This window comes from Aeromonas sp. MR16 (assembly GCF_022549315.1).
Classification (GTDB): domain Bacteria; phylum Pseudomonadota; class Gammaproteobacteria; order Enterobacterales; family Aeromonadaceae; genus Aeromonas; species Aeromonas aquatica.
Window position 1 is genome coordinate 42609 of sequence record NZ_JAKZFK010000017.1, and the last position, 15527, is coordinate 58135.

At 65.0% G+C, this 15527-nt stretch carries 14 protein-coding genes; 9 read left to right on the forward strand and 5 right to left on the reverse strand.

Features of this window, described 5'->3' with window-relative positions; all coding sequences use genetic code 11:
• The first annotated feature begins 72 nt into the window (after positions 1–72).
• Complete coding sequence (locus MM194_RS13540) at positions 73–327, forward strand: DUF6719 family protein (protein ID WP_152599198.1); 255 nt, start codon at positions 73–75, stop codon at positions 325–327.
• Between the two features lie 90 nt (positions 328–417).
• Here MM194_RS13540 and prpF read toward each other — a convergent pair whose 3' ends face one another.
• The 5 genes from prpF to prpB all read right to left on the reverse strand — a co-directional run bounded on the left by prpF (position 418) and on the right by prpB (position 6550).
• Entirely contained in the window at positions 418–1605 is a 1188-nt protein-coding gene (prpF, locus tag MM194_RS13545) for a 2-methylaconitate cis-trans isomerase PrpF (protein WP_241343828.1), read from the reverse strand.
• A gap of 71 nt (positions 1606–1676) precedes the next feature.
• Positions 1677–4292, reverse strand: a complete 2616-nt coding sequence (gene acnD / locus MM194_RS13550) for a Fe/S-dependent 2-methylisocitrate dehydratase AcnD (protein WP_241343829.1) — start codon at positions 4290–4292, stop codon at positions 1677–1679.
• Positions 4292–4441 (reverse strand): hypothetical protein, encoded by a 150-nt coding sequence (locus tag MM194_RS13555; protein ID WP_241343830.1) that lies wholly within the window; start codon positions 4439–4441, stop codon positions 4292–4294. The genes acnD and MM194_RS13555 overlap by 1 nt, the downstream gene beginning before the upstream one ends.
• Positions 4441–5601, reverse strand: a complete 1161-nt coding sequence (prpC, locus tag MM194_RS13560) for a 2-methylcitrate synthase (RefSeq protein ID WP_033130729.1) — start codon at positions 5599–5601, stop codon at positions 4441–4443. Before prpC ends, MM194_RS13555 begins: the two co-directional genes overlap by 1 nt.
• Before the next feature lie 64 nt (positions 5602–5665).
• Positions 5666–6550 carry a methylisocitrate lyase gene (gene prpB, locus MM194_RS13565; RefSeq protein WP_033130730.1) on the reverse strand — a complete coding sequence of 295 codons (885 nt, stop codon included), beginning with the start codon at positions 6548–6550 and terminating at the stop codon, positions 5666–5668.
• Positions 6551–6916: 366 nt separating this feature from the next.
• Here prpB and MM194_RS13570 point away from each other — a divergent pair, with 366 nt between their 5' ends.
• The 8 genes from MM194_RS13570 to MM194_RS13605 all read left to right on the forward strand — a co-directional run bounded on the left by MM194_RS13570 (position 6917) and on the right by MM194_RS13605 (position 15358).
• The gene (locus MM194_RS13570) at positions 6917–7897 is read left to right on the forward strand and encodes a quinone oxidoreductase (protein ID WP_241343831.1); all 981 of its coding nucleotides are present in this window, start codon (positions 6917–6919) and stop codon (positions 7895–7897) included.
• A 79-nt stretch (positions 7898–7976) separates the two neighbouring features.
• Positions 7977–8825, forward strand: coding sequence for a TauD/TfdA family dioxygenase (locus MM194_RS13575; protein ID WP_241343832.1), 849 nt, complete (start codon positions 7977–7979; stop codon positions 8823–8825).
• Positions 8826–8913: 88 nt separating this feature from the next.
• Positions 8914–9966 (forward strand): 3-keto-5-aminohexanoate cleavage protein, encoded by a 1053-nt coding sequence (locus MM194_RS13580; protein WP_033130733.1) that lies wholly within the window; start codon positions 8914–8916, stop codon positions 9964–9966.
• 189 nt (positions 9967–10155) lie between these two features.
• Entirely contained in the window at positions 10156–11487 is a 1332-nt protein-coding gene (locus MM194_RS13585) for an MFS transporter (RefSeq protein ID WP_241343833.1), read from the forward strand.
• A gap of 81 nt (positions 11488–11568) precedes the next feature.
• Positions 11569–12576, forward strand: coding sequence for a DsbA family protein (locus MM194_RS13590; protein ID WP_081966155.1), 1008 nt, complete (start codon positions 11569–11571; stop codon positions 12574–12576).
• The gene (locus MM194_RS13595) at positions 12558–13577 is read left to right on the forward strand and encodes a putative sulfate exporter family transporter (protein ID WP_241343834.1); all 1020 of its coding nucleotides are present in this window, start codon (positions 12558–12560) and stop codon (positions 13575–13577) included. Before MM194_RS13590 ends, MM194_RS13595 begins: the two co-directional genes overlap by 19 nt.
• 355 nt (positions 13578–13932) lie before the next feature.
• Positions 13933–14628, forward strand: coding sequence for a CoA transferase subunit A (locus MM194_RS13600; protein WP_241343835.1), 696 nt, complete (start codon positions 13933–13935; stop codon positions 14626–14628).
• Positions 14629–14728: 100 nt separating this feature from the next.
• The gene (locus MM194_RS13605; protein WP_241343836.1) at positions 14729–15358 is read left to right on the forward strand and encodes a CoA transferase subunit B; all 630 of its coding nucleotides are present in this window, start codon (positions 14729–14731) and stop codon (positions 15356–15358) included.
• The last annotated feature ends 169 nt before the right edge of the window (positions 15359–15527 follow it).

Sequence of the window (15527 nt, forward strand, 5' to 3'; positions counted from 1 at the left end):
GGGTGACTACACTGCCTGGGTCGATGCGGCCCGTGGGAACCCGGCGCATGCGATCACACAGAGGAGTGGCCTATGGCTGTTGCATGGAAGAGATCGATGTTGCTGGCGCTGCTGCCAGTGGTGAGCCTGGTGTCCGGTTGTGCCATCGTCACCCCGGCCCCCGTCGAGTATCTGCCGCAGGATCCGCCGCCCGGTGGCCTCGCGTACGGGAAGAAGGTCTATGTGGACGATGGTCAGTGCCCGGCCAGTCAGGTGAAGCAGCTGATCGGCGGCGATGCCAAGCGGAATATCCCGCGTCAGGTGGAGTGCGTGCCCAGACCGCAATGATAAATGGGATGGGGTAGTGGAATATGTTGTAAAAAAGAGCCAAGGCAGTTGCCTTGGCTCTTTTTCATGGTGCAAAGGGGGATGCTCGGACTAGAAGGCATCCTCCGGCACCCGTACCCAGCCTTCCATCAGGATGCGGGCGGAGCGGGACATCACCGCCTTGGTCACCGTCCAGTCCCCGTCCACTTGCCGCGCCTGGGCCCCGACTCGCAGAGTGCCTGACGGGTGGCCGAAACGTACCGCCTCCCGCTCGCCGCCACCGGCGGCAATGTTGACGAGGGTGCCGGGGATGGCCGCGGCGGTGCCGATGGCCACCGCGCAGGTGCCCATCATGGCGTGGTGCAGCTTGCCCATGGAGAGCGCTCGCACCAGCAGGTCGACGTCCCCTGCCTTGACTTGTTTGCCGCTGGCACTGAGGTAATCCTTCGCCGGTGCGACGAAGGCTATCTTGGGCGTGTGCTGGCGAGTGGCCGCCTCTGCTGCCGTCTTGATGAGCCCCATGCGCAGGGCGCCAGCGACGCGGATCGCCTCGAAGCGGGCGAGGGCGTCGGGGTCTGTGTTGATCTGCTCGCGCAACTCGGTGCCGCTGTAGCCAATCTCATCGGCGTTGACGAACACCGTGGGGATGCCGGCGCTGATCAGGGTGGCCTTGATGGTGCCAAGGCCGGGCACCTCCAGCTCGTCCATCAGATTGCCGGTGGGGAAGAGGGCGCCGCCATCTTCACCGTCATCGGAGGGGTCGAGAAACTCCAGCACGATTTCGGCGGCGGGGAAGGTGACCCCGTCCAGCTCGAAGTCACCTGTCTCCTGTACCTGACCGTTGCTCACCGGCACCTGGGCGATGATGGTTTTGCCGATGTTGGCCTGCCAGATCCGCACCACACAGGTGCCGTTGTCCGGGATGCGGGCCGGGTCCACCAGACCGGCGTGGATGGCGAAGGCGCCGGCGCCGGTGGAGAGGTTGCCGCAGTTGCCGCTCCAGTCCACGAACGCCTTGTCGATGGCAATCTGGCCGTAGAGGTAATCCACGTCGTGATCGGGCTGCTGGCTCTTGGAGAGGATCACGCACTTGGAGGTGGAGGAGGTGGCGCCCCCCATGCCGTCGATGTGGGCGCTGTAGGGATCCGGGCTGCCGATGACCCGCATAAACAGCTTGTCGCGGGCCGGGCCCGGTACCTGGCAGCGCTCTGGCAGGTCCTGCAGACGGAAGAAGACGCCCTTGCTGGTGCCGCCGCGCAGATAGGTGGCCGGGATTCTGATTTGAGGTGTGTGGACCATAGGATTGTCCTGATCGTGCTTGTTCGGGATAGAAGACGGCAGCCTGGGTGGCTGCCGTCTTGACGTTGGGCTCAGCTGGCGGCCTTGTGGGTGGTCGACTCCAGGAAGTCCTGGGCGAAGCGTTGCAGCACGCCACCCGCCTCGTAGACCGAGACCTCCTCGGCGGTGTCGAGGCGGCAGGTCATGGGCACCTCTATCACCTCGCCGTTGCGGCGGCGAACCACCAGGGTAAGATCTGCGCGAGGCTGGCGCTTGCCCACCACATCGTACGTCTCGGTGCCGTCCAGGCCAAGGGTCAGGCGAGTGGTGCCCGGCTTGAACTCCAGGGGCAGCACCCCCATGCCGATCAGGTTGGTGCGGTGAATGCGCTCGAAGCCTTCCGCCGCTATCACCTCCACCCCGGCCAGCCGCACCCCCTTGGCCGCCCAGTCACGGGAAGACCCTTGCCCGTAGTCGGCGCCGGCGACGATGATCAGCGGCTGTTTGCGCGCCATGTAGGTCTCGATAGCTTCCCACATCCGCATCACCTTGCCTTCCGGCTCGACGCGGGCCAGGGACCCCTTCTTCACCACGCCGTTCACCACCGCCATCTCGTTGACCAGCTGGGGGTTCGCGAAGGTGGCGCGCTGGGCGGTCAGGTGATCGCCGCGGTGGGTCGCGTAGGAGTTGAAGTCCTCCTCCGGCAGGCCCATCTTCGCCAGATAGTCGCCGGCCGCGCTGCTGCGCATGATGGCGTTGGAGGGCGACAGATGATCGGTGGTGATGTTGTCCGGCAACACCGCCAGCGGCCGCATGCCACTCAGGGTCCGCTCACCGGCTAATGCACCCTCCCAGTAGGGTGGGCGGCGGATATAGGTGCTCTGCGGGCGCCAGTCATACAGGGGCGCGACCTTGGGGCCATGGTCTTCCTCTATGGTGAACATGGGGATATAGACCTGACGGAACTGCGCCGGTTTGACCGAGGCCTTGACCACGGCGTCGATCTCCTCATCCGTTGGCCAGATGTCCTTGAGGCGAACTTCCTTGCCGTCCACCACCCCCAGCACATCCTTCTCGATGTCGAAGCGGATGGTACCGGCGATGGCGTAGGCCACCACCAGCGGCGGCGAGGCGAGGAAGGCCTGCTTGGCATAGGGATGGATGCGGCCGTCGAAGTTGCGGTTGCCTGACAGCACGGCGGTGGCGTACAGGTCGCGGGCGATGATCTCCTGCGAGATGGCGGGATCCAGGGCGCCGGACATGCCGTTGCAGGTGGTGCAGGCGAAGCCCACTATGCCAAAGCCGAGTTGGGAAAGCTCCTCGTCCAGACCCGCCTCTTTCAGGTAGAGGGCGACCGTCTTGGAGCCGGGGGCCAGGGAGGATTTCACCCAGGGCTTGCGCACCAGGCCGAGCTGGTTGGCGTTACGTGCCAGCAATCCTGCCGCAATCACGTTGCGCGGGTTGCTGGTGTTGGTGCAGCTGGTGATGGCGGCGATGATCACGGCCCCATCCGGCAGCATGCCCTCGGCCTCCTGGGCGCGGGCCTTGTCCAGATCCACGGCGATACCTCGATCGCGCAGATCGGCCACCGGCAGGCGGCGATGGGGGTTGGACGGGCCCGCCAGGGTGCGCACCACGGTGGAGAGATCGAAGCTGAGCACGCGCTCGTATTGGGCGCTCGCCAGGGCGTCGGCCCAGAGGCCCGCCTCCTTGGCATAGGTCTCCACCAGCTTGACCTGTTCGCCGTCACGGCCGGTCAGGCGCAGGTAGTCGAGGGTCTGGTGGTCGATGAAGAACATGGCCGCGGTGGCGCCATATTCCGGCGCCATGTTGGAGATGGTGGCGCGATCGCCCAGCGTCAGGGCGGCGGCGCCCTCACCACGGAACTCCAGATAGGCGCCGACCACCTTCTGTTGACGCAGGAACTCGGTGAGGGACAGCACCACGTCGGTGGCGGTGATGCCGGGTTGCGGCTTGCCGGTCAGCTCGACGCCGACGATCTCCGGCAGGCGCATCCAGGAGGCGCGCCCCAGCATCACGTTCTCGGCTTCGAGGCCGCCGACGCCGATGGCGATGACGCCGAGGGCATCCACGTGGGGGGTGTGACTGTCGGTGCCGACGCAGGTATCCGGGTAGGCCACGCCGCGATCGTTGTGGATGACCGGCGACATCTTCTCCAGGTTGATCTGGTGCATGATGCCGTTGCCGGGCTGGATCACCTCGATGTTCTTGAACGCCAGCTTGGTCCAGTTGATGAAGTGGAAGCGATCCTCGTTGCGGCGATCCTCGATGGCGCGGTTCTTCTCGAATGCCTGGGGATCGAAGCCGCCGCACTCCACTGCCAATGAATGATCGACGATCAGCTGCACCGGCACCACGGGGTTGACCTGGGCGGGATCGCCGCCCTGATCGGCGATGGCGTCACGCAGGCCCGCCAAATCCACCAGAGCGGTCTGGCCCAGGATGTCGTGGCACACCACCCGGGCCGGATACCAGGGGAAGTCGCGCTCACGTTTGCCCTGCGCAATCTGGGTCAGACACTCGGTGAGGATGGCCGGATCGCACTTGCGCACCAGGTTCTCGGCGTGCACCCGGGAGGTGTAGGGCAGCCTGTCCCAGGCGCCAGGGACGATTGCTTCGACCGCCGCACGGGCGTCGAAGTAGTCCAGCGCCGTGCCGGGCAGGGGCTTGCGATAGTTGCTGTTCATCACTTGCGCTCCTGATTCTTCTCGGCGTGCACCCGGGAGGTGTAGGGCAGCCTGTCCCAGGCGCCGGGGACGATGGCCTCGACTGCCGCGCGGGCGTCGAAGTAGTCCAGCGCCGTGCCGGGCAGGGGCTTGCGGTATTGGCTGTTCATCAGGTGCGCTCCTTGAGCGGCACGAACTTGAGATCTTCCGGGCCGACGTAGTTGGCGCTCGGGCGGATGATCTTGCCGTCGATGCGCTGCTCGATGACATGGGCCGACCAGCCGGAGGTGCGGGCGATGACGAACAGCGGGGTGAACATGGCGGTGGGCACCCCCATCATGTGGTAGCTGACGGCGCTGAACCAGTCGAGGTTCGGGAACATCTTCTTGGCGTCCCACATCACCTCTTCGAGACGTGCGGCGATGTCGAACATCTTGGTGTTGTGCTGTTCCTCGCTGAGCTCGCGCGCCACCTCCTTGATCACCTTGTTGCGGGGATCGGAGACGGTGTAGACCGGGTGGCCGAAACCGATGACCACTTCCTTCTTCTCGACCCGGGCGCGGATGTCGGCCTCGGCCTCGGCCGGATTGTCATAGCGCTTCTGGATCTCGAAGGCCACCTCGTTGGCGCCGCCGTGCTTGGGCCCGCGCAGGGCACCGATGGCGCCGGTGATGCAGGAGAACATGTCGGAGCCGGTACCGGCGATGACGCGGCCGGTGAAGGTGGAGGCGTTGAACTCATGCTCGGCGTAGAGGATGAGGGAGGTGTGCATGGCGCGCACCCATGAGTCGCGCGGCTTCTCGCCGTGCAGCAGGTGCAGGAAGTGGCCACCGATGGAGTCGTCGTCGGTCTCGACGTGGATGCGCTTGCCGTTGTGGCTGAAGTGATACCAGTAGAGCAGCACCGAGCCGAGGCAAGCCATCAGCTTGTCGGCGATGTCGCGGGCGCCCGGGTGATTGTGATCGTCCTTCTCGGGGGAGAGGCAACCCAGCACGGAGACGGCGGTGCGCATCACATCCATGGGATGGGCGGACGGGGGCAACTGCTCCAGGGCTGTCTTGACCCCGGCCGGCAGGCCGCGCAGGGCCTTCAGCTTGGCCTTGTAGCCCGCCAGCTCGGCGGCGTTCGGCAGCTTGCCGTGCACCAGCAGGTGGGCGATCTCTTCGAATTCACAGCTGGTGGCGACATCCAGGATGTCGTAGCCACGGTAGTGCAGATCGTTGCCGGAGAGGCCGACGGTGCACAGGGCGGTGTTGCCGGCGGCGGTGCCGGAGAGGGCGACGGATTTCTTCGGCTTGAAGCCGGTAGTGGTTTCTGAAATGGCGCTCATCACATGTTTCCTCATTCAGTCCGTTGAAGCGCCAGCCGCCAGCATGAGGCGGCTGGTCGCCGGCTTATTCCTTGGTGAACAGACGATCCAGGGTCTGCTCGTAGTGGTGGTAACCGAGGAAGTCGTAGAGGGACTCCCGGGTCTGCATGGTGTCGACCACGGCGCGCTGGTGGCCATCGTGGCGCAGCTGCTGATAGACGTTGAGGGCCGCCTGGTTGGCCGCGCGGGTGGCGCTCAGGGGGTAGAGCACCATGTCGACGCCGTGCGCAGCGAGGGCCTCCTTGTCAAACAGCTCCGTCTTGCCGAACTCGGTCATGTTGGCGAGGATCGGCACCCCGGCCGCCTGCTTGAAGCGATCGTACTGCTCCAGTTCGGTGACCGCCTCGGCGAAGATCATGTCGGCACCCGCTTCCTTGTAGGCGGCGGCGCGCTCGAGGGCCGAGCCCAGCCCTTCCACCGCCAGGGCGTCGGTGCGGGCCATGATGACGAAGTCCTGATCCTGACGGGCATCCACCGCCGCCTTGATGCGATCCACCATCTCGGTGATGCTGACCACGGCCTTGTTCGGTCTGTGGCCGCAGCGTTTCTGGGCGACCTGATCTTCCATGTGGACGGCGGCGACCCCGGCGCGCTCGAAGGCGCGGATGGTGCGGGCGATGTTGAAGGCGCCGCCCCAGCCGGTATCGATGTCCACCAGCAGGGGAACCTGGGTGGCGGCCGTGATGCGCTCGGCGTCGATCAGCACGTCGTTCATGGAGGTCATGCCGAGATCCGGCAGGCCATAGGAAGCGTTGGCCACCCCGGCGCCGGACAGATAGAGGGCCTTGAAGCCGCTACGCTCGGCCATCAGCGCCATGTAGGCGTTGATGGTGCCGACGATCTGCAGGGGTTTTTCGTTGGCAAGGGCGAGGCGAAAACGCTTCCCGGCCGAGGGGGATAGGTTGGACATTGTGACTCCTTTCATGCTGCTCATGTCTTGCTGCGGATAGAACCATCTCACACCACGTTTACGTTAACGTCAATGCTGCTTAGGTAGAAGACCCGGCGCTGGCCGGCTCCTCGCTGAGCTGGGCAATACGTCACTCAATTCACCTCGATGGCCCCGTCATTCCAGCGTGTTGCCACTGTTAATGGGGCTGTCGCCATGGTAGGTCAGGGGGATTCTGGCCTCTTCATCCCGGGTGGGCAACGAATTAGACGGGGGGTGTCATGAGATGAAAAGTGGCTGTCGCCCGATGCAAAGCGGACGTTTACGTAACCCCCTAGATTCACTCTGGACGATGTTTTCACCCATGAATGAATCTGGAGAACAGCCATGGCCCACGCCATACGCTTTTATGAAACAGGGGGCCCCGAGGTCCTGCGCTACGAAGAAGTGACCGTCGGTGAACCCGGCCCGGGCCAGGTCCGTCTGCGCCATGCCGCAGTCGGTCTCAACTATGCCGACACCTATTTCCGTAACGGCACCTACCCCATCCCCATGCCCAACGGCCTGGGCGTCGAAGGGGCCGGCGTGGTGGAGGCCATTGGCGAGGGCGTCACCAATGTGGCGGTCGGCGATCGCGTCACCTACACCGGCTTCATCAACACACTCGGCGCCTATGCAACAGAGCGTCTGATCCCGGCCGCGCCGCTCATCAAGCTGCCGGACAACATCTCCTGCGAGACTGCCGCCGCCATGACCATGCGTGGTCTGACGTCCGCTTACCTGATGCGCCGCATCCACGGCTTCAAGCCCGGTGACAGCATCTTGCTGCATGCCGCGGCAGGGGGCGTTGGCCTCATCGTCGCCCAGTGGGCCAAGCTGCTGGGACTGACCGTGATCGGCACCGTCTCCAGCGACGCCAAGGCCGAGGTGGCTCGGGCTCACGGTTGTGACTACACCATCGACTACAGCCACGAAGACGTGGCCCAGCGGGTGCGTGCCCTGACCGAGGGCGCCGGTGTCGATGTGGTGTTCGACAGCGTCGGCAAGAGCACCTTCCTCGCGTCGCTCGATTCCCTCAAACGCCGTGGCCTCATGGTCTGCGTCGGCACCGCCTCCGGTCCCATCGACGGTTTCAATCCCCAGTTGCTGGCCATGAAGGGGTCCCTCTACCTGACCCGTCCGGCGCTGGCTGACTACATCGCCGATCCGGCCGAGAAGACGGCCCTGGCGGGGGAGCTGTTCGACCACGTCGCCAGCGGGCGGATCAAGATCGAAGTCAACCAGAAGTATGAGCTGCAGGATGCCGCCCAGGCGCACCGCGATCTCGAGGCGCGCAAGACCACGGGTTCCTCCGTCTTCGTCATCTAGGCCAGTGGCCCAGGCCTGCCCCGCGGGGCAGTGCCCGGGTCTGCCGGGCAGCACCGACTTGTCATCTAGGGAGAGAGACATGCGTGTAGAACAACTGACCTGCCATATCGGCGCCGAACTCAGTGGCGTCAAGCTGGCGGATGCCGTCCACGATGGGGGCCTGTTTACGGAGATCCGCTCCCTGCTGCTCAAGCACAGGGTGCTGTTCCTGCGCAATCAGGACATCAGCCGGGGAGATCACGTGGCCTTTGCCCGCCGCTTCGGCGAGCTGGAGGATCACCCGGTGGCAGGCAGCGATCCGGAGCATCCCGGGCTGGTGCGCATCTACAAGTCGCCGGAGGTGCAAAACGATCGCTACGAGAACGCCTGGCACACCGACGCCACCTGGCGCGCTCAACCCCCGATGGGCTGCGTGTTGCGCTGCGTGGAGACCCCGCCGGTGGGCGGCGATACCCTCTGGGCCAACATGGTGGTGGCCTACGAGCAGTTGCCGGAAGAGATCAAGCAGAAGATCGCGGGGCTGCGGGCCCGCCACAGCATAGAGGCGAGCTTCGGGGCGGCCATGCCCATCGAGAAGCGGCTTGCCTTGAAGGCGCAGTTCCCGGATGCGGAGCACCCGGTGGTGCGCACCCATCCCGAGACGGACGAGAAGATCCTGTTCGTCAACGCCTTCGCCACGCACTTCACCAATTTCCACACCCCGGCCCATGTGCGGGTCGGCCAGGACTACAGCATGGGGGGCAGCGATCTGCTGCGCTACCTGATAAGCCAGGCCTATATCCCGGAGTATCAGGTGCGCTGGCGCTGGCAGCCGGGCAGCATCGCCATCTGGGACAACCGCAGCACCCAGCACTACGCCGCCATGGATTACCCCCCTTGCCATCGCAAGATGGAGCGGGCCGGGATCATGGGCGACACCCCGTTCTGAAACCGTACTCTGCCCGGGCAGGATTGTCCGGGTGAACACACCACTCAAGGGTCTTGATGCAAGGCCTGACTATTCAAGGAAAGAACAGATGCAATTCTTTGACGATTCCCTGCACCCGGAAAACCAGGAAAAAGTGGTCATCACAGTGGCACCTTATGGCCCCGAGTGGGCACCGGAAGACTTCCCGGAAGACATCCCGGTGACCATGGAGGAGCAGATCCAGAAGGCGGTCGACTGCTACGAAGCCGGTGCCACCGTGCTGCACCTGCACGTGCGTGAGCTGGACGGTACCGGCTCCAAGCGCCTGTCCAAGTTCAACGAGCTGATCGCCGGGGTACGCAAGGCGGTGCCGGACATGATCATCCAGGTCGGCGGCTCCATCTCCTTCGCCCCCGAGGGTGAGGGCGAGGCGGCCAAGTGGCTCAGTGACGACACCCGCCACATGCTGGCCGAGCTGACCCCGAAACCGGATCAGGTCACGGTCGCCATCAACACCACCCAGATGAACATCATGGAGCTGCTCTACCCGGAGTACCTGGAAGGTACCTCTCTGGCGAACCCGGCCTATCAGGCCGCCTACAGCGAGATGACGGTCCCGGCCGGCCCGGCCTGGGTGGCCGAGCACCTCAAGCGCCTGATGGCGAACGGCATCCAGCCGCACTTCCAGCTGACCGGCATGCACGCCCTGGAGACCCTGGAGCGCCTGGTGCGCAAGGGTATCTACCGCGGCCCGTTGAACCTGACCTGGATCGGCATCGGCGGCGGCTTCGACGGCCCCAACCCGTTCAACTTCATGAACTTCGTCCACCGTGCGCCGGACGGTGCCTGCGTCACCGCCGAGTCGCTGCTCAAAAACGTGTTGCCCTTCAATATGATGGCCATGGCCATGGGGCTGCACCCGCGCTGCGGCATCGAGGACACCATCATAGGTCAGCACGGTCAGCGCATGAGCTCGGTCGAGCAGATCCAGCAGTGCGTGCGCGTTGCCCATGAACTGGGTCGTGAGGTGGCCAACGGCAAGGAGGCCCGCGCCATCTACCGCATCGGCGTGCAGTACGACAGCATCGAAGAGACGCTGCTGGCCAACGGCATGGCGCCGAACCGCAAGCCGGGTCAAACCGGGGTGCCGCAACGCGGCTAACCCACTTGGGCCGCTGCGCGCCAAGGCAGGCGCAGCGGCCCGATAACTCTGTTTGCCAAACGCCGGTTGTCCTTGCACTATGCAGTCCTCAGGCAATTGAGCGATGAATCAATATTGTCGAGCCGGGGGCCTGTCCACCGGTTCGTCGACCGAGAACCCAACCCAACTTGTGGTAGCGCGAGGGATTGTATGGCTACGTATCATATCGATGATGACGCAGAGGCTGGCAAGGTTGCCGTGCCCCGTCGTTATGCCTGGATAGTGTTTGCACTGACCTTTGGTCTGCTCATCTCCGACTATATGTCGCGCCAGGTGCTCAATGCCGTCTTCCCCATGCTCAAGGGGGAGTGGGTGCTCTCGGACACCCAGCTTGGCCTGCTCAGCGGCATAGTCGCGCTCATGGTCGGGCTCTTGACCTTCCCGCTGTCCCTGCTCGCCGATCGCTTCGGCCGGGTGAAGAGCCTGGCCCTGATGGCCGCGCTCTGGAGCCTGGCGACCCTGGGCTGCGCCCTGGCCCAGAACTACGAGCAGATGTTCATCGCCCGCTTCCTGGTGGGAGTGGGGGAGGCGGCCTACGGCAGCGTCGGCATCGCCGTGGTGGTCTCCGTCTTCCCGCGGGAGATGAGGGCCACCCTCTCCGGCGCCTTCATCTCCGGCGGCCTGTTCGGCTCCGTGCTCGGCATGGCCACGGGGGGCGTACTGGCCCACCTGATGGGCTGGCGCTGGGCCTTCGCCGGCATGGCCCTGTTCGGTCTGCTGCTGGCGGCGCTCTACCCCCTGATCGTCAAGGAGGACCGCATCGCCCAGGCCAACCGGACCTCGAAGGGCTGCGGGGGCCGCAATCCGTTGCGCAGCCTCTACTCCAGCCGCTCGGTCATCGCCGCCTACGTGGGCAGCGGTCTGCAGCTGTTTGTCGGTGGCACCGTCATCGTCTGGATGCCGAGCTACTTCAACCGCTACTACGGCATGGAGACGGACAAGGCGGGGGCGGCGGCGGCCATCATAGTGCTGTGCAGCGGCGCCGGCATGATCCTGTGCGGCATGCTGAGCGACAAGCTGTGCAAGGCCCGGCCGGATCACAAGATAAGCCTCGCCATCGGCTACTGCCTCGGCAGCTGTGCCTTGCTTTCCCTGGCGTTCGCCCTGCCGGTGGGGGTGCCGCAGGTGCTCCTGATCTGCCTCGGCATGTTCATCGCCACCGGCACCTCGGGCCCCGCCGGCGCCATGGTGGCTAACCTGACCCACGCCAGTATCCACGGCACCGCCTTTGCCACCCTGACGCTTGCCAACAACCTGCTCGGCCTCGCACCTGGCCCCTTCATCACCGGCAAGGTGTCCGATCACATCGGCCTGGACAAGGCCTTCCAGCTGGTGCCGCTCATCAGCATCGCGGCGGCCATCGTCTTCCTCTATGCCAAGCGCCACTACCACAAGGACGTGGCCAGGCTGGAAGGGGAGCAGCAGCCTCAGGCCGCCGATGCCCCCCTCATCGACCCGGCGCCCACGGAGGCGAGGGCCTGACGACGCCCGCTGGAGCACAGTGAGTTTTATCTGTCCGGCGGCGACTCGCCGGACTGAAGTTGATAACACGGAGAGAAGGGCATGAGCAGTACCCTGCAAAAGACGCTGAAAATAGAGATTTATTTCGATTTCATCTGCCCCTGGTGCCTGATTGGCAAACGCCAGCTGGATCAGGCCCTGGCCCTGCTGCGGGCTGAGCGGCCCGAATTGCGGGTGGAGTTGCGCTGGCACGGGGTGCAACTGCTGCCCTACCTGCCGGCACAGGGGGAGGATTTCCACGCCTTCTATCTGCGCAGACTCGGGGGCGAGCAGGCGGTGCGCCTGCGCCAGGCCCAGGTGCAGCAGGCCGCGGCCAGCGTCGGCCTGAGTCTGGACTTCACCACTATCCCCCTGATGCCGAACACCGCCGATGCACATCGCCTGTGGCAGCAGGCCAGCCAGTCAGGCTCGCCGGCTCAGCAAGAGGCCTTGCTGGAGCGGCTGTTCGCCTGCCACTTCCAGCAAGGAGGGGATCTGGGTGACGGCAGCACCCTGCTGAGGCTCGCCGAAGAGGCCGGTTTCGCGCTGGAGACGCTGGTGAGCGGCCTGCACGGGGATGGTAGCCCCTTCCAGGGGATCGCCCTGGGGCCCGCCGGTCAGGGCGTCCCCAGCTTCGTGATCGACGGCGCGCTGACCCTCTCCGGCGCCCAGCCGGTGGAGCGACTGCTCGCCAGCCTGCGCCAGGCCGTGGCCACCCAGCTTGGGGCGGCGCAGACCCGCATCGAGGTGCCCGCCAGCCGGATACCGCTCCCCGGCCAGCGCGTCCTCATCGAAGAGCAGGGCAAGAGCCTGGTGCTGTTCAACGTCGACGGCGCTTTTCATGCCATTGATGACAGCTGTCCCCATCAGGGCGCCTCCCTGTGTGGCGGCAAGCTGGAGGGGGAGGTGGTCCAGTGCCGCTCCCACGGCCTGCGCTTCAACCTGCGCACCGGTTATCTGCTGGGATCGAACCAGCTCAAGGTCGGCCGCTACCCGGTCGAGCAGGAGGGGGACAGTCTCTTCATCGTCATCGCCTCACAGGAGAGCCTCCCATGCACGCCCTCGCTCTGACGGCCCGTTTCTCGCGGGTGCGCGAGCTCGCCCCCGGTATGGCAGTGAGTCTGGTGGTGGCCGCCGCCGCCACCTTCCTGGCCGAACATTATGGCGCCCCCGTGCTGCTGTTTGCCCTGCTGCTCGGCATGGCGCTGAACTTCCTCAGCGCCGAGGGGACCTGCAAGAAGGGGATCGAGTTCACGGCACGCAGCGTGCTGCGCATCGGCGTCGCCCTGCTCGGCATGCGCATCACCCTCGGCCAGATCGCCGAGCTCGGCTGGATGCCTGTGATCCTGGTGGTGACTCTGGTGGTGGTGACCATCAGCCTCTCCGTGGTCGCGGCCAAGCTGATGGGCTTCCAGCGTTTGTTCGGCATGCTGACCGGTGGTGCCACCGCGATCTGCGGGGCCTCCGCCGCCCTGGCGCTGGCCGCCGCCCTGCCCAATCACCCGCAAAAAGAGCGCGCCACCCTGTTCACCGTGATCGGGGTCTCGGTGCTCTCGACGATCGCGATGATCACCTATCCCATGATCGCCCGCTATTTCGAGCTGACGCCGGTGGAGGCGGGGGTCTTCCTCGGCGCCACCATTCACGACGTGGCCCAGGTGGTCGGCGCTGGCTACAGCATGTCCACCGAGACCGGGGACGTGGCGACCGTGGTCAAGCTGATGCGGGTCGCCATGCTGCTACCGGTGATCGTCGTCGCCGCCATGATCACCCGGATGCAGGGGGCGGATCCCGCCTCCGGCAAGCGTCCGCCCCTGTTGCCCCTGTTTGCGGTGGGTTTCCTGGTGCTGGCCTGCATCAACAGCACAGGCTGGGTGCCCCCCGTCATCCAGAGCGGGGTCAACGAGCTGTCGCGCTGGTGTCTGGTGATCGCCATCGCCGCCATCGGCATGAAGACCCAGCTCAAGGAGTTGGCGGCGGTGGGCATCAAACCCATCCTGCTGATGGTGGGGGAGACCCTGTTCCTTATCGCCCTGGTGCTGACGCTGATGCATTGGGGCATCAAGCCATGATGACGGACGTTCGCGGCACCACGCCAAATAAAGAAGAATCGTAGTAACAACGACAGCGCCCCCGTGGCCAATGGATGAGGGTCTATTGACGTTCCATCACGACCGCGACGGCGTCAGTTTTTTCGCGAAACTAGGCGCGAGGCGTGAAGTTTGGTAGTCCAAACGAGCCGCCGAGTAACAACGTTACGCGGAAAAACTGGCCCGTCCCTGCGGGTTGTGCGGCAAAAGACGCCATGCGTTGTTGCGGGGCTTGCCAAGGGAATAACCATTACCTGCACCCCGCGCCTAGCCTGGCGTCCTTTGACGCGGCAACGCGGCTTGCGCCGAAACGTCAGTAGACCCTAGAGAGGTATTTATGAACAAGATCTATCCCAGCGCCCAGGCCGCTCTTGGCGATCTGGTGCAGGACGACATCACCATCGCCTCCGGCGGGTTTGGCCTGTGTGGCATCCCGGAGCAACTCATCGAGGCGCTGCGTGAGACCGGCAAGCGCGGCTTCACCATCATCAGCAACAACTGCGGGGTGGACGAGTTTGGCCTGGGGCCGCTGCTCTACAGCCGCCAGATCAGGAAGATGATCTCCTCCTACGTGGGGGGCAACAAGGAGTTCGAGCGCCAGTATCTCGCGGGCGAACTGGAGCTGGAGTTCACCCCCCAGGGGACGCTCGCCGAGAAGCTGCGGGCCGGCGGTGCCGGCATCCCCGCCTTCTTCACTCGCACCGGCTACGGCACGCTCATTGCCGAGGGCAAGGAGACCCGCCAGTTCGACGGCGAGTGGTTCGTGATGGAGCACGCCTTGACCGCCGACATCGCGCTGATCAAGGGGGCCAAGGCCGACAAGGCGGGCAACCTGATGTTCAACAAGACGGCGCGCAACTTCAACCCGCTCTGTGCCAAGGCGGGGCGCGTCTGCGTCGCCGAGGTGGAGGAGATAGTCGAGGTGGGGGAGCTGGCTCCGGACGAGATCCACCTGCCCGGCATCTATGTGCAGCGGCTGGTGCTCAATCCCCATCCCGAGAAGCGCATCGAGGTGCGCACCCTGAGGAGCTGACCGAGCGCTCATACCGGCATTGAGGTGCCGCGACGGGCACTCGATTCCCCCCATTTTGAACAGCGCAGCGACCTGCGCACAGTGAGAAAGGACTTATCACATGGCCTGGACCCGTGAAGAGATGGCGCAACGCGCCGCCCTGGAGCTGCAAGACGGCTTCTACGTCAATCTGGGGATCGGCCTGCCGACCCTGGTCGCGAACTACATCCCGAGCGGCATGGAGGTCTGGCTGCAGAGCGAGAATGGCCTGCTCGGCATCGGCCCCTTCCCGAGTGAGGAAGAGCTGGACCCGGATCTCATCAACGCCGGCAAGCAGACCATCACCACCCTGCCTGGCAGCAGCTTCTTCGACAGCGCCGAGAGTTTCGGCATGATCCGCGGCGGGCACATCAACCTGGCACTACTCGGGGCCATGCAGGTCTCCGAGCGCGGGGATCTCGCGAACTGGATGATCCCGGGCAAGATGGTCAAGGGCATGGGCGGTGCCATGGATCTGGTGGCCGGGGTCAAGCGGGTGGTGGTGCTGATGGAGCACTGCGCCAAGGGCGGTGAGCACAAGATACTGGAGTGGTGCAAGCTGCCGCTGACCGGGGTCGGGGTGGTGGATCGCATCATCAGCGATCTCGCCGTGCTGGATGTGACGCCGACCGGCCTCAAGCTGGTGGAGATGGCCCCCGGCATCGCCTTCGAGCAGTTGCAGGCCGCGACCGGCTGCACCATAGCACGCTAGTGCCGTGAGTTTTCGGTGGGGAAGGGGGCCTGGGCCTTCCCCGCCGTTTTTACGTCAGCGCCCCCATATCTTCTCTGGTCGTGACAACAGGTGACCTCCCCTGAGACCTACCCTCTCTGTCTCTTCATCGATTGAAGGCCCTGTGTAGGGGCTGTCTGGCACCGCTTTC

Coding starts and splice junctions, on each gene's coding strand:
- MM194_RS13580 (WP_033130733.1), top strand. CDS start 8,914: ATGCAATTCTTTGACGATTCCCTGCACCCGGAAAACCAGGAAAAAGTG.
- MM194_RS13570 (WP_241343831.1), top strand. CDS start 6,917: ATGGCCCACGCCATACGCTTTTATGAAACAGGGGGCCCCGAGGTCCTG.
- MM194_RS13600 (WP_241343835.1), top strand. CDS start 13,933: ATGAACAAGATCTATCCCAGCGCCCAGGCCGCTCTTGGCGATCTGGTG.
- MM194_RS13575 (WP_241343832.1), top strand. CDS start 7,977: ATGCGTGTAGAACAACTGACCTGCCATATCGGCGCCGAACTCAGTGGC.
- prpF (WP_241343828.1), bottom strand. CDS start 1,605: ATGGTCCACACACCTCAAATCAGAATCCCGGCCACCTATCTGCGCGGC.
- MM194_RS13590 (WP_081966155.1), top strand. CDS start 11,569: ATGAGCAGTACCCTGCAAAAGACGCTGAAAATAGAGATTTATTTCGAT.
- acnD (WP_241343829.1), bottom strand. CDS start 4,292: ATGAACAGCAACTATCGCAAGCCCCTGCCCGGCACGGCGCTGGACTAC.
- MM194_RS13555 (WP_241343830.1), bottom strand. CDS start 4,441: ATGAACAGCCAATACCGCAAGCCCCTGCCCGGCACGGCGCTGGACTAC.
- MM194_RS13595 (WP_241343834.1), top strand. CDS start 12,558: ATGCACGCCCTCGCTCTGACGGCCCGTTTCTCGCGGGTGCGCGAGCTC.
- MM194_RS13605 (WP_241343836.1), top strand. CDS start 14,729: ATGGCCTGGACCCGTGAAGAGATGGCGCAACGCGCCGCCCTGGAGCTG.
- prpC (WP_033130729.1), bottom strand. CDS start 5,601: ATGAGCGCCATTTCAGAAACCACTACCGGCTTCAAGCCGAAGAAATCC.
- MM194_RS13585 (WP_241343833.1), top strand. CDS start 10,156: ATGGCTACGTATCATATCGATGATGACGCAGAGGCTGGCAAGGTTGCC.
- prpB (WP_033130730.1), bottom strand. CDS start 6,550: ATGTCCAACCTATCCCCCTCGGCCGGGAAGCGTTTTCGCCTCGCCCTT.
- MM194_RS13540 (WP_152599198.1), top strand. CDS start 73: ATGGCTGTTGCATGGAAGAGATCGATGTTGCTGGCGCTGCTGCCAGTG.